The sequence below is a fragment of the Edwardsiella anguillarum ET080813 genome (genome assembly GCF_000264765.2).
GTDB lineage: Bacteria > Pseudomonadota > Gammaproteobacteria > Enterobacterales > Enterobacteriaceae > Edwardsiella > Edwardsiella anguillarum.
Genome location: NZ_CP006664.1, coordinates 4,042,592 through 4,055,243, shown reverse-complemented (window position 1 = coordinate 4,055,243; position 12,652 = coordinate 4,042,592). Strand labels below are relative to the sequence as shown.

The 12,652-nt window shown below is 62.4% G+C and carries 11 protein-coding genes; 3 read left to right on the top strand and 8 right to left on the bottom strand.

Features of this window, described 5'->3' with window-relative positions; translation table 11 throughout:
• Positions 1–30: 30 nt before the first annotated feature.
• The 8 genes from ETEE_RS18145 to ETEE_RS18110 all read right to left on the bottom strand — a co-directional run bounded on the left by ETEE_RS18145 (position 31) and on the right by ETEE_RS18110 (position 8,971).
• Positions 31–1,980, bottom strand: coding sequence for a sigma 54-interacting transcriptional regulator (locus tag ETEE_RS18145; RefSeq protein WP_034164892.1), 1,950 nt, complete (start codon positions 1,978–1,980; stop codon positions 31–33).
• 88 nt (positions 1,981–2,068) lie between these two features.
• Positions 2,069–3,244 (bottom strand): 2-methylaconitate cis-trans isomerase PrpF family protein, encoded by a 1,176-nt coding sequence (locus ETEE_RS18140; RefSeq protein WP_034164894.1) that lies wholly within the window; start codon positions 3,242–3,244, stop codon positions 2,069–2,071.
• The gene (locus ETEE_RS18135; RefSeq protein WP_034164896.1) at positions 3,234–3,737 is read right to left on the bottom strand and encodes a LeuD/DmdB family oxidoreductase small subunit; all 504 of its coding nucleotides are present in this window, start codon (positions 3,735–3,737) and stop codon (positions 3,234–3,236) included. The genes ETEE_RS18140 and ETEE_RS18135 overlap by 11 nt, the downstream gene beginning before the upstream one ends.
• Positions 3,738–3,745: 8 nt before the next feature.
• A complete protein-coding gene (locus ETEE_RS18130; RefSeq protein ID WP_034164897.1) occupies positions 3,746–5,011 on the bottom strand; it encodes a 3-isopropylmalate dehydratase large subunit in 1,266 nt (421 codons plus the stop codon).
• Positions 5,012–5,060: 49 nt separating this feature from the next.
• Positions 5,061–6,002, bottom strand: a complete 942-nt coding sequence (locus tag ETEE_RS18125) for a hydroxymethylglutaryl-CoA lyase (protein ID WP_095666568.1) — start codon at positions 6,000–6,002, stop codon at positions 5,061–5,063.
• A gap of 25 nt (positions 6,003–6,027) precedes the next feature.
• The gene (locus ETEE_RS18120) at positions 6,028–7,221 is read right to left on the bottom strand and encodes a CaiB/BaiF CoA transferase family protein (RefSeq protein WP_034164898.1); all 1,194 of its coding nucleotides are present in this window, start codon (positions 7,219–7,221) and stop codon (positions 6,028–6,030) included.
• 274 nt (positions 7,222–7,495) lie between these two features.
• Positions 7,496–7,945 (bottom strand): SgcJ/EcaC family oxidoreductase, encoded by a 450-nt coding sequence (locus tag ETEE_RS18115; protein WP_034164900.1) that lies wholly within the window; start codon positions 7,943–7,945, stop codon positions 7,496–7,498.
• 222 nt (positions 7,946–8,167) lie between these two features.
• Positions 8,168–8,971 (bottom strand): DeoR family transcriptional regulator, encoded by an 804-nt coding sequence (locus tag ETEE_RS18110; protein WP_034164901.1) that lies wholly within the window; start codon positions 8,969–8,971, stop codon positions 8,168–8,170.
• Between the two features lie 346 nt (positions 8,972–9,317).
• Here ETEE_RS18110 and rbsK point away from each other — a divergent pair, with 346 nt between their 5' ends.
• Genes rbsK through ETEE_RS18095 form a run of 3 tightly spaced genes read left to right on the top strand, consistent with a single transcriptional unit; the run spans position 9,318 to position 12,607 of the window.
• Complete coding sequence (gene rbsK / locus ETEE_RS18105) at positions 9,318–10,238, top strand: ribokinase (RefSeq protein WP_034164903.1); 921 nt, start codon at positions 9,318–9,320, stop codon at positions 10,236–10,238.
• A 27-nt stretch (positions 10,239–10,265) separates the two neighbouring features.
• On the top strand, positions 10,266–11,597 hold the full coding sequence (gene fucP, locus ETEE_RS18100) for an L-fucose:H+ symporter permease (RefSeq protein ID WP_034164904.1): 1,332 nt from the start codon (positions 10,266–10,268) through the stop codon (positions 11,595–11,597).
• Positions 11,594–12,607, top strand: a complete 1,014-nt coding sequence (locus ETEE_RS18095) for an aldose 1-epimerase family protein (RefSeq protein ID WP_034164905.1) — start codon at positions 11,594–11,596, stop codon at positions 12,605–12,607. The genes fucP and ETEE_RS18095 overlap by 4 nt, the downstream gene beginning before the upstream one ends.
• Positions 12,608–12,652 lie beyond the last annotated feature (45 nt).

Here is a 12,652-nt window from a genome sequence, read left to right as displayed (position 1 = left end):
ACAGGCGCGGCGTAGAGCGTCACAACTTTGTTATGGCTCGGACGCGTCGTGACGATCCTCCTCCGAGGATTGGCCGTGAATATGACGGTAGATACTCATTTTGCTGATATTTAATTGGCGCGCCGCCCTCTGCTGATTCTGCTGATTGCGCGCCAGATAATATTGCACGATCTGGCGTTGGCAATGGCCGGTCATGAGCTTGAAGTCATCCAGCAGCGGGATGCGGCAGGTCAGGACGCCGCGCTCGCCCGCCTCGCTGTCGGCCTCGTCTGGCAGGCAATAGCGCTGCAGGATCTGGGTCGGCGTCAGGGCGGGGAACACCCGGTAGAGGATGGCGAAGCGCTCGATGATGGCCCATAGCTCGCGGACGTTGCCGTGAAACGGGTGGTGGCACAGGGCCGCCAGCAGCGCCGCCTCCTGATCCCCGTCGAGGTGGCACCCCAGGGTTTGCAGAAAGTGGCACCCCAGCAGGCGGATGTCGTCGTCGCGGCTACGCAGCGGCGGCAGCAGGATGTGCAGCGTATTCAGCCGATAATACAGATCGCCGCGGAACAGCCGCTCATCGATCCGGCGCCGCAGATCCTGGTTGGTGGCGGTGATGATACGCACGTCGACCGGCAGCACCTCGCTGCCGCCGATGCGCATGATCTCCTTTTCCTGCAGGGCGCGCAGCAGCTTGGTCTGCATACTCAGCGGCAGCTCGCCGATCTCGTCCAGAAACAGGGTGCCGCCGTGCGCCAGCTCAAACAGCCCGGCCTTGCCCCTGCGATTGGCGCCGGTGAAGGCGCCGTCCACATAGCCAAACAGCTCACTCTCCAGCAGGTTCTCCGGGATCGCCGCGCAGTTAATCGCCACAAAGGGCTGGCTGCGCCGCGCGCTGCTGCGGTGCAGGCTCTGGGCAAACAGCTCTTTGCCCGTGCCCGACTCCCCCTGAATTAAGACGTTGGCCTGCGTGGCAGCATAGTGGCGCGCCAGCGTTTTGATATCCTGCATCGCCGGATCGGCGGTATGGATATCGTCAAAGTCATAGCGCGCGACGAACCCCTGCCGCCGTCCCTCCTGCTGGCGCAGGCGGTGCTCGGCGTGGCGGATCAGGCGCGAGGCCGACAGGGTACAGACGACCCCGAGGCTGCGTCCCTGGCTGACGATGGGTACCCGGTTAACGATAAAGGTATCGCCGTTGACCTCCACCACCTGTCCCAGCTGGCTGCGCTGACTCTTCAGCACATCCCGGGTGCGCGAATCCGGGATCAGCGTGCGGATCTCGCGGCCGATCACCGCCGGCAGCTCGCGCCGCAGGATGGTCAGCGCCGCCGGATTGACCTGGATGATGCGATCCTGCGCATCGGTGACGATCAGCGCCTCGGCGATGGTCGCCAGCATGGTATCCAGCTGCGCGGCCTTCTTGCGACTCTCATCCTCCGCGTGCGCCAGCAGCATCGCCTGATGCAGCGCCCGGTAAATGGCGTCGTCGTCGGCGGTCAGCAGCCGCGCGCTCACGCCGTGCCGCTGCGCTGCCCGCACCACCAGAATGCCGCCGATGACGACATCCAGGGCGCGAATCTCCTCGCTGAGCAGCAGCGCATCGATATCCTCGTGGGCATCGAACACATCCTGGCGGATCTCCATCGCCAGCGCCTGGGCGATCGGTGCCACCCCGGGCAGCGGCTGACGGTAGCTGATCACGCCGACCCGCGCGACCTCTCCCCGCAGCGGCAGTAGCAGCGTCAGCAGATCGAGGGCGCTGGTTTCGATAGAGACCACCGGCTTGAGCGTATACAAGCGGATTTTCTCGGCGGTGCCACCGCGGCTGATCACCGCCGAGATGTCGTCCGGCAGGCGCGCGATCTGGCGGGCGACGGCGTCAAAGGCGCCGTCGATCACCGTCAGGCGGCAGCCCAGCGCCGCCGCCTGCTGTCGCGCCAGGGTCGCCAGCTGGGGGTAGGGGGCGATAAAGGCAAAGTGAAATTCGGCGCTCATGGATACTCCTTGGTCAACGGTGTCGGGTGAGCCTGACAGCAGAGGGGCCGCGTGAGCGGCCCCCCGTGGCACAGCCCGGCGTGGGGCGCTATTGCCCGTCGGACGTCGGAGCCAACAGGCTGTTTCGCAGGTAAAATTGTCCGTCCAGCAGGATCCGGGCGGTGCGGGTCACCCGCGACTTACGCAGCCGGTATGTCTCCCCCTGCCGCTCGACGGCGCAGTCGGTCACGATCACTCCGCTGGGATGGCCGATGCGCAGGCGATCGCCGGCGTGCGCCGCCGGCGCCATCCGTTGGTATACCAGAGTGCCGGGAATGCGGGCGGCGGCGCCCAGCGCGACGGTGCCCGTCACCGGGTGGGCCTTGTGCAGCGCCTGCATAAACACCAGGCGCGAGACAATGTCGCACTGGCCCGCCTCAATGTGCTTACCGTTAAAGGTATCATGCGTATGCGGTGAACTGACAATGCTAAAAAAGGGCGCATAGGGGATCCGCTGCGCCGCCTCGCGCCAGTCATCGATCAGTCCAATCCGCTGCGCCGCCTTGGCGCGGATCTCTTCGATCAGCGCCATCCGCTGCGCATCGCCGCCGATCTCGGCCGGGGTCTCCGTGCCGCGCAGCCCCAGCGCCCCGGCGTCGATAAACACCGTGACGTTGCCCGCATCGATGATGGAAACCTGATACGTCCGCCCGCCTGCCTCAATGGTGTCGCAGGGCGCTCCGCTGGGCAGCAGCGCGCCGGTGGTCTCCCCGCCGCAGTCGGCCCAGTCGATCTCGATGCGGGCGCCGCTGCCCGGTACGCCGTCGATACAGCAGTCGCCCTCAACCCGCGGCATACCGTCGGCGACCGGCACATCGGCGATCAGAACCCGCCCGGTGTTCACCATATGGATACGTACCCGGGTCAGCGGTGCGTCGGCGGCGATCATTCCCTTCTGGATCGCGAAGGCGCCGACCGCCGCCGAGATGTTGCCGCAGTTGCCGCCGTAGTCGATGAAGGCCTCGCTGAGGCTGACCTGGCCGAAGATGTAATCCACGTCCGCGTCGGGCCGACTGGCGGGCGCGATGATGGCCAGCTTGCTGGTCAGCGGATCGGCGCCGCCCAGCCCATCGATCTGGCGTAGATCCGGGCTGCCAAAGACGGAGAGGATCACCCGATCGCGCAGGGCGGGATCGGCGGGGAGGGCGTTCTTCATGATGAAGATGCCCTTGCTGGTGCCCCCGCGTACGATAGAGACGGGGAGCGCGGTCACTTCAGTTTGCATCACAACCTCCGGTTTGTCTGAGATGGTTTACCAGTCCGCCGGCGCGGATCATCGCCATGATGTTATCCGGCAGGCGGGTGCAGGGATAGCTCTCTTGCTGGGTGATATTGTGGATGATGCCCTGGGCGATATCGATGGAGAGCGCATCGCCCTGGCGGATCTCGCCGGCGCGCGGCGCGCTGAGCGCCGGGATCCCCAGATTGATGCAGTTACGGTAGAAAATCCGGGCGAAGGAGCAGGCCACCACCGCCTGGATCCCCAGGTACCTGAGGGTGAGCGGCGAGGTTTCGCGCGACGAGCCGGAGCCCAGGTTATTGCCGGCCACCAGAATATCCCCGGGGCGCACCTGCGCGGCGAAGTGGGGATTGACGGCGGACATGCAGTAAGGGGCGGCCTCGGCGATGCTCAGCTCCATATACTGCGGCGGCGAGATGATATCGGTATTGATATTGTCGCCAAACTTCCAGACATTGCCGTGTAGCAGCGTATCCATCGGGGACCTCACAGGAGCGTTTGCGGTGAAATGATGCTGCCGGTCAGGGCAGCGGCGGCCACGGAGAGCGGAGAGGCCAGATAGACGCTGGCATCGCGGCTGCCCATGCGGCCGATGAAGTTGCGGTTGCTGGCCGAGATGCAGTTTTCGCCGCCCGCCAGCAGCCCGGAGTGCAGCCCGACGCACACCCCGCAGGTCGGCGCCAGAATGGTGGCCCCGGCCTCCGCCAGCTGGCTGAGAATGCCGCTGCGGCTGGCCTGCTGCCAGATCTGCTGCGAGGCGGGTGAGACCAGCAGGCGCACGCCGCGGGCGATCCGTTTGCCGCGCAGCACGCCGGCGGCGGCGACCAGATCGCTGTAGCGTCCGCCGGTGCAGGAGCCGAGGTAGGCCTGATCGATGCGGGTGCCGGCCACGTTGTCGATATCGGTCACGTTATCGACGTTGTGCGGACAGGCAATCTGCGGGGTCAGCGCCGGTGCCGCAAAGCGCAGCTGGCGTACGTAGCTGGCGTCATCGTCCGGGGGATAGACCGTATAGGCGTCACGGCCGATTCCCTGCGCGGCGAGGTAGGCCTCCGTCAGCGCGTCTACCGGCATCAGCCCGGCCTTGGCCCCCATCTCTACCGCCATGTTGGCGATGGCCATACGCTGATCGATAGGCATGTCGGCAAAGGTGGATCCGCAAAACTCCACGGCCTGATAGGTCGCCCCGGCGTGGCCGATGTGGCCGATGGTCTTCAGGGCGATATCCTTGGCCATCACCCCGGGGGGCAGCGGACCGCTCCACTCAACCCGCTGGCTCTCCGGCACCTTCAGCCAGGTTTTGCCGGTGGCCAGGATCCCCACCATCTCGGTGGAGCCGACGCCGGTGGCGAATGCCCCCAGCGCGCCGCCCATGCAGGTGTGGGAGTCGGTGCCCAGGATCAGGGTGCCGGGCAGCACGTGTCCCTGCTCCGCCATGATCTGGTGGCACGGTCCCTGAAACTCATAGTAGCGATCGATGCCCTGTTCGGCAGACCAGTCGCGGGTAAACTTGACGATCTCCGCCTGGCGCGCGTTGGCGGGCGGCGTATAGTGATCGGCGATGACCACCACCCGCTCGCGGTGGCGGATCGGCATCTTCAGGCTTTCCAGCTGCTCGGCGATCTGCACCCGCGGCCCCAGGATGTCATCCATCATCGCCTTATCGACATCGACCCAGACCACATCGCCGGCCGATACCTCAGCCAGCCCGGCCTTTGCGGCCAGGATCTTCTCTGCTACGGTTTTACCCATATCTCCTCCATTGAAAAGGGCGGGGGCGCGCCGCCCCCGCGCGGAAAGCCTACGGCTGGCTGAACTCGAATTCGTCGTAGCGCCGGGCGTGCGACAGCATGCCGCTCAGCGCCGCAGGTGCCAGCCCCTGCAGGCGATCCACCACCTGCAGCAGCCGCCCCAGATCGACGCCGTGGGCAATGCCCATGCGATTCAGCATGTTGACCAGATCCTCCGTCGCCGCGTTGCCGGCCGCGCCGGGGGCGAACGGGCAGCCCCCCAGCCCCCCGGCGGCGCTTTCGAAGCGGGTGACGCCCTGGCCGATGGCCGCATAGATACTGGCCAGCGCCATGCCGTGGGTGTTGTGCATGTGCAGAGCGGGATCGAGCTCCGGCAGCGCCAGACGCAGCTGCTGCAGTAGCTGTACGGTCTGGCGGGGATTGGCCACGCCGATGGTGTCGCACAGCGTGAAGCGGCTGATCCCCATCTCGCGCCCGGCCCGCAGCAGCGCCGCCACGTCGGCGATCGGCACCGCCCCCTGGAACGGACAGCCGAAGGCGGTGGCGACGATCAGCGTCACCTCCAGCTCCGGCAGGGCGTGGCGCAGGGTCTGCAGCTCCGCCAGCGACGCCTGCGGCGTCCGGTTGATGTTCTTCAGGTTGTGCTGCGGGCTGGCGGAGATCACGTAGTTGACTCGGGTGATCCCGCAGGTCAGCGCCCGTTCGGCCCCTTTCAGGTTCGGCACCAGCGCCGCGATCTCCACCCCCAGCGAGCGGGCCTGCGCCACCGCATGGCGCGCGACGATGTCGGCATCCTTCATCTGCGGGATCGCCGCCGGATGCACAAACGAGGTCGCCTCGATCCGCTTCAGGCCGCTGGCCATCAGGCCGTCGATTAGCGCCAGCTTCTCCGGCGTCGGGATCCAGGCGGAGAGATTCTGCAGCCCGTCGCGCGGGCATACTTCGGTCAGGCTAACCTGAGTGGGCCAGCTACACATTCGCATTTCGGTCATCGTCAGCGTCTCCGTATCGCGTGGCTCATAGCGCCCCCTGGCGTGCCAGGCGCTCGATCTCCTGCGCGCTCAGCCCCAGGTAGCGCTGCAGGATCTCGGCGGTATGCTCCCCGAGCTGAGGAGAAGAGCGGGGGGGAAGGTAGCGATCGTCGCTGAGCTTGATGGGGTTGCCGGTGACGCGGACCTCGCCGGCAACGGGGTGGTGCATCGGGACGAACATCTGCCGCGCCCCGGCGATATGCGGATCGTTGACCACCCGGTCGATGGTGTTGATCGGCCCGGCGGGGATGCCGGCCTCCAGGATCATGGCGGTGGCCCGATCGATGGTTTTATCGCTCAGCCACTGTTCGACCCGCGCCTTGAGCTCGCGGTGGTGCTGGACGCGCAGCGGGTTGGTCAGGAAGCGCGCGTCGCTGATCAGTTCGGGCATCTCCATCAGTTCGCACAGCGCGTGGTACAGCTTGTCGTTGCCGGCGCCGATCACCATGCTGCCGTCCTGGCACTTAAACGAGTCGTAGGGATAAATGGATTCGTAGCGGTTGCCGTTGCGCCCCGGCAGCTGTCCGGTGCTGAGGTAGATCTGATTGATGATCTCCAGGCCGGCGACCACCGAGTCGACCAGCGCGACATCGACCTTCTGCCCCTGGCCGGTGATCTTGGCGCGGTGGTGAGCGGCCAGGACGCCGATGGTCATGAACATGCCGGCTAGCACGTCAGAGATCGCGGTGCCGCAGCGGGTCGGCTCGCCGTCCGGCCAGCCGGTGGTACTCATCAGCCCGCCCATCGCCTGGCCGATGATGTCGTAGCCGGCGCGCGCCGAATAGGGGCCGTAGTGGCCGAATCCCGATACGCAGCCATACACCAGACGCGGGTTGATCTCTTTTAGCTTCTCATAGCCGATGCCCAGCTTTTCCATGGTGTTGGGGCGAAAGTTCTCGATCAGAATGTCGGCTTTGGCCACCAGGCGCAGGAAGAGGGCGACGCCGTCGGGATCCTTCAGATTCAGGGTGATGCCCTGTTTATTACGGTTCAGGTTCATGTAATAGGCGCTTTCTCCGTTAATAAACGGGGCGAAGCTGCGGCTGTCATCGCCGTGCTCCGGCGTCTCAATTTTGATGACGTGCGCGCCCATATCCGCCAGCAGCATGCCGCTGAAGGGCCCGGCCAGCACGCGGGTCATGTCCAGTACCACTAAATCACCAAGGGTCTGATTCTTCATTGCAGTTACTCTCTCCGTTATGGCGTTAACTCAGTGTCGCCATAGCAGGAGCAGGTTGCGTGCCAGCTTTTACCTGGAGGGATATATTTTTAATTCAATGAAAAATAAGATGATTTATTTTTCGCCTCGGCGATCGCCGCGCGATGGGTAACAAATGTGTTGCTATGGTTTCATTTTTGAAGGGGGGAGAGGCACGCCATCGCATCGCCGCCCTCGGGGGCGGCCGCGTTTCGGGATGGCGTCCGGGCCTGGCCGCCATCCCGCCCGGATGGGGTTAGGAGGAGGGCATCAGCGATGAATGGTGGGTAGCTATCTTCCACGCCTGGCCGTTCCAGGCGTAGGTAAAGGTATAGCGGGCGGCGGCGCGCGACCGGTCTGCAAAGGTAAAGGTATAGGTGCCAATATCGGTGGCGGTATTGCAGTCTATTTTTATGGTGCGGCTATCGATGACGCCCACCGGCTTCTTGGCGAGAAAGTACTTGAAGTAGTCCAGCCGCTCCGCCTGGGTATAGCGCGTTTTATCGGATACGGTGGGCAGTAAAACCGCGTCAGGCAGATAGGTATCGACCACCTTTTGCGCATCTCCCGTCTTTAGCGCCGCATTCCACTGGTCAAACAGCGCGGCGATTTGCTGCGGATCTGCGCCGGCGCACTGTTCGGTCGCGGCGAACGCCGGGTTAACCATCCAGGCCGATACGGCGGCGATAAGGTAGATTTTCTTCATACGGCTTCCTTTTGTCAGGGGGTCGATGTCCCGGTATTAATAACATAAGTAAACTGTATAGTGATTATACCATCGCCTATCGTAGCGATAGCCGGATTTTCACCAGGTAGGGGCGGCGCGCGGGGCCCGGCGGTCATCGCTTGCCCAGAGCCGCCCGGGGCGGGACGGGTCGCGTGGGTGGGAAGAGCGGCGTCTGGCGTCGACGCCCGTTCTCCCTGTGCGCTACTGGAGCGGGGACTCCGCGTCGGAGTCCGGGGTAATGACCCGGATCCCGGCCGCCCGGCAGTATGAGGGGTACTCCCCGGGAAGGGCGCAGTCGCTGATCAGCACGTCAAAGGCGGAGAGCGGGGCGATATTGACCGGCGCGACGTCGTTGAACAGCCCGCCGCGGGCCAGCAGGATCCTGCGGATACCGTGGGCGATGGCCCGCCGCTTGGTCGCCGCGTCGTCCAGCTCGTGCCAGGTGACGCCATGGCGTTCATCTACGCCGGCGGCGGAGATAAAGACCTTGCGTGGGTTCAGCGTATCGAGCATGGAGGGGTTGGCGTTGTCGTAAAAGGTGTCGTTTTGCGGCCGATAACTGCCGCCGCAGAGGATGGCGGCGGCCTGGGGCTTGTCGCGCAGGGCCAGAAAGACGGCGTGTGAGCAGCAGATCCCGGTGAAGCGGATATCCTCCGGGATCAGGCTGACCACCAGCGGCATTTCCGGCCCGTTGTCAAAGAAGACCACGTCGCCGTCGGCGATCAGCCCGGCGGCCAGGATCGCGATGGGCAGATCGTCCTGATGATGCCGCGGGCTGTTTTGCCTGGGGTGAGCCGTCGGCGGATGCGGCGCGTTGACCGCCACAATATAGCCGCCGAGCAGGGTGAGGGGGAGCCCCTGCGGGTGGTTATCCGGGCTCAGATCGCGGCGGATGGTCATAACAGAAACTTCCAGCATGCGTGCGGCATCCTTTAAATGGATGCGGTCGGATTTTTGCAGCAGGGCCTGCAGACGACGGATGCGTTCTTTTTGCTTGGTTTCCATGGGTTTTCTCCGCTCCCGGCGATGAAAATGTTTCTTCTATAACATTTTGCGCGTCTGGGAACATATAAAATATGTGCTTACTATACAGCCGGATAGGGAAAAAATAAAGCCTGGTTCGGCGCAATGTCAATTTATCACATTGTTATTTATTGTTTTTATATGGCGATGCGGCCTGCGACCGATGGCATGACACGCCGCGCTGCGCTTTTCTGACCTGGCTCTCACTGTATACATTCTCTTCAACTCATAGTGATTAATCGCGATCATAATCACAAATGATGCTTTAGCAACATGATAATGTTACTTCAATATCATTATTGCATTGGCGTTACTAAGGAGTAAGGGCATGGATATTGCAGTTATCGGTTCTAATATGGTTGATCTCATTACCTATACCAATCAGATGCCCAAGGAGGGCGAGACGCTGGAGGCGCCGGCATTTAAAATTGGCTGCGGCGGCAAGGGCGCCAATCAGGCTGTGGCGGCGGCAAAGCTCAATTCAGACGTGATGATGTTGACTAAGGTCGGCGATGATATTTTTGCGGACAATACCATCCGTAACCTGGAGTCCTGGGGGATCAATACCACCTACGTGGAAAAGGTTCCCTGCACCAGCAGCGGCGTCGCGCCGATTTTTGTTAACGCCAACTCCAGTAACAGCATTCTGATTATCAAGGGCGCCAATAAGTTTCTCTCTCCGGAGGATATTGATCGGGCGGCGGAGGATTTAAAGAAATGCCAGCTGATCGTATTACAGCTGGAGGTTCAGCTGGAAACCGTCTATCACGCGATTGAGTTTGGCAAAAAGCATGGGATTAAGGTGTTGCTGAATCCGGCGCCGGCGCTGCGTGAGCTGGATATGACCTATGCCTGTAAATGTGATTTCTTTGTCCCCAATGAAACCGAACTGGAGATCTTGACCGGGCTGCCGGTTGACTCCTATGAGCATACGCGGGCGGCGGCCAGGACGCTGATCGAGAAGGGACTGAATAATATCATTGTCACCATGGGAGAAAAGGGCGCGCTGTGGATGACGCGCGAGCAGGAGGTGCACGTGCCTGCATTCAAGGTGTGTGCGGTGGACACCAGCGGCGCCGGCGATGCCTTTATTGGCTGCTTTGCCCACTACTATGTGCAGGACGGCGATGTGGAGGCGGCGATGAAGAGGGCATCACTGTTCGCCGCATTCAGCGTAACGGGGAAAGGAACCCAATCTTCCTATCCCAGTATCGAACAGTTCAATGAGTTTTTGGCATTGAACGCATAATAAAACCATAGCAAGGTAGCATTCATTATGAATAATAAAAGCATCATTCAGATGCCAGATGGCTATCTGAATCGAACACCTCTGTTTCAATTTATTTTATTATCCTGTCTATTTCCACTCTGGGGATGCGCAGCGGCATTGAACGATATTCTGATCACGCAATTTAAAAGCGTATTCGAATTGAGTAACTTTGCCTCGGCATTAGTTCAAAGCGCCTTTTATGGTGGATATTTTCTGATTGCCATCCCCGCCTCTCTGGTGATTAAGAAAAGCAGCTATAAGATCGCCATTATGATGGGGCTGGCGCTGTATATCGCCGGCTGCTCGCTGTTTTTCCCCGCCTCGCATATGGCCACCTATACGATGTTCTTGGCGGCAATATTTGCCATCGCCATCGGGCTGAGCTTTCTGGAGACCGCGGCGAACACCTACAGCTCGATGCTGGGGCCCCAGGCGCAGGCCACGCTGCGTCTGAATATCAGCCAGACCTTTTACCCGATCGGCGCGGCGGCGGGGATCCTGCTGGGGAAATACCTGGTATTTTCCGAGGGCGATAGCCTGGAGAAGCAGATGGCCGGCATGAATGCCGAGCAGATCCATGCCTTTAAGCTGGCCATGCTGGAGAATACCCTGGAGCCGTATAAGTATATGATCATGGTGCTGCTGGTGGTGATGGCGCTGTTCTTGCTGACCCGCTTCCCCACCTGTAAGGTGGCGCAGACGGCCGGCCGACCGCGCCCTTCGGCAGGGGAGACGCTGCGTTATCTAGCGGCCAACGCCCGCTTCCGCCGCGGTATCGTCGCGCAGTTCCTGTACGTCGGTATGCAGGTCGCCGTCTGGTCATTCACCATTCGCCTGGCGCTGGAGCTGGGTGATATCAATGAGCGTGATGCCTCGACCTTTATGGTCTATAGCTTCGCCTGCTTCTTTATCGGGAAGTTTATTGCCAATATCCTGATGACCCGCTTTAACCCGCAGCGGGTGCTGGTGCTCTATTCGCTGATCGGCGCGCTGCTGTTGGCCTATGTCTCGCTGGCGCCGAGCTTCAGCGCGGTGTATGTCGCGGTTACCGTCAGCATCCTGTTTGGCCCCTGCTGGGCGACCATTTATGCCGGCACGCTGGATACCGTGGACAACGAACATACCGAGATGGCCGGCGCCGTCATCGTGATGGCGATTGTCGGGGCGGCGGTGGTGCCGGCGGTACAGGGGTATGTGGCCGATATGTTCCATTCGCTGCAGCTCTCCTTCCTGGTCTCGATGCTCTGCTTTATCTATGTTGGCCTCTATTTTTGGCGTGAGAGCCGCGAGGCGCAGGGGGATACGGCGCGCGACGCGGTTCAGGGAGAGGCATCATGAAGAGCAAAATCATGCTATGGCGGTCGCTGTTTGACGCACAGCCGCGCACGTTGTTGAGCAATGATGATTTTCGCGTAACGGCGCAGCGCTACGACAGCGGCGTAGAGGGGCTGCGGATCGAGAACCGCCGCGGGCACCTGGTGATCCTGCCCTGGATGGGGCAGATGATCTGGGAGGCTTGCTTCGATGGGCGCGATCTGACCATGCGCAACATGTTCCGCCAGCCGAAGGCGGCGACGCAGGTGGTCGAGACCTACGGCTGTTTCGCCTTTCACTCCGGCCTGCTGGCCAACGGCTGTCCATCGCCGGAGGACAGCCACCCGCTGCACGGTGAGATGCCCTGTGCGCCGATGGATGAGGCTTGGCTGGAGCTGGACGGAGACAGCCTGAGTATCACGGGAAGCTATGAGTATGTGATGGGCTTCGGCCATCACTACCGGGCTCAGCCGACGGTGGTGCTGCGCGGGGAGAGCGCGCTGTTCGATATCGGGATGCGGGTGACCAACCTGGCGTCGGTGCCGATGCCGCTGCAGTACATGTGCCACATGAACTACGCCTATGTTCCCGATGCGCTGTTTAGTCAGACGATCCCGGACGCGGCGCTGATCCTGCGCGAGTCGGTACCGGCCCACGTGGTACCGACGCCGCAGTGGCAGCGCTTCACCGAACGCCTGCGTCAGGGGGAGGCGACGCTGACGCGTCTGGATGCGCCGCAGTGCTACGATCCGGAGATCGTCTTCTTCGCCGATCGGCTGGATCGCTATGGTGAACGGCAGGAGTTTCGGATGCAGGCGCCGGACGGGACGACCTTCGTGACCCGCTTCGCCAGCGATGACTTTAACTACGTGACGCGCTGGATCCTGTACAACGGCGATCAGCAGGTGGCCGCCTTTGCGCTGCCGGCGACCTGCCGTCCAGAGGGGCATCTGGCGGCGCAGCGCAGCGGCACGCTGCTGCAGCTGGCACCGCAGCAGAGCCGCAGTTTCTGGCTGACCACGGGGATCGCCTGATCCCGCCCGCCGAGTAGCTACGCTCACCGCGGCGCCCCTCCAATG

Bases quoted from the DNA above. Each gene is read 5' to 3' on its own strand.
- ETEE_RS18145 (WP_034164892.1), bottom strand. From the start codon at position 1,980: ATGAGCGCCGAATTTCACTTTGCCTTTATCGCCCCCTACCCCCAGCTG.
- fucP (WP_034164904.1), top strand. From the start codon at position 10,266: ATGAATAATAAAAGCATCATTCAGATGCCAGATGGCTATCTGAATCGA.
- ETEE_RS18115 (WP_034164900.1), bottom strand. From the start codon at position 7,945: ATGAAGAAAATCTACCTTATCGCCGCCGTATCGGCCTGGATGGTTAAC.
- ETEE_RS18095 (WP_034164905.1), top strand. From the start codon at position 11,594: ATGAAGAGCAAAATCATGCTATGGCGGTCGCTGTTTGACGCACAGCCG.
- ETEE_RS18110 (WP_034164901.1), bottom strand. From the start codon at position 8,971: ATGGAAACCAAGCAAAAAGAACGCATCCGTCGTCTGCAGGCCCTGCTG.
- ETEE_RS18120 (WP_034164898.1), bottom strand. From the start codon at position 7,221: ATGAAGAATCAGACCCTTGGTGATTTAGTGGTACTGGACATGACCCGC.
- ETEE_RS18130 (WP_034164897.1), bottom strand. From the start codon at position 5,011: ATGGGTAAAACCGTAGCAGAGAAGATCCTGGCCGCAAAGGCCGGGCTG.
- ETEE_RS18135 (WP_034164896.1), bottom strand. From the start codon at position 3,737: ATGGATACGCTGCTACACGGCAATGTCTGGAAGTTTGGCGACAATATC.
- rbsK (WP_034164903.1), top strand. From the start codon at position 9,318: ATGGATATTGCAGTTATCGGTTCTAATATGGTTGATCTCATTACCTAT.
- ETEE_RS18140 (WP_034164894.1), bottom strand. From the start codon at position 3,244: ATGCAAACTGAAGTGACCGCGCTCCCCGTCTCTATCGTACGCGGGGGC.
- ETEE_RS18125 (WP_095666568.1), bottom strand. From the start codon at position 6,002: ATGACCGAAATGCGAATGTGTAGCTGGCCCACTCAGGTTAGCCTGACC.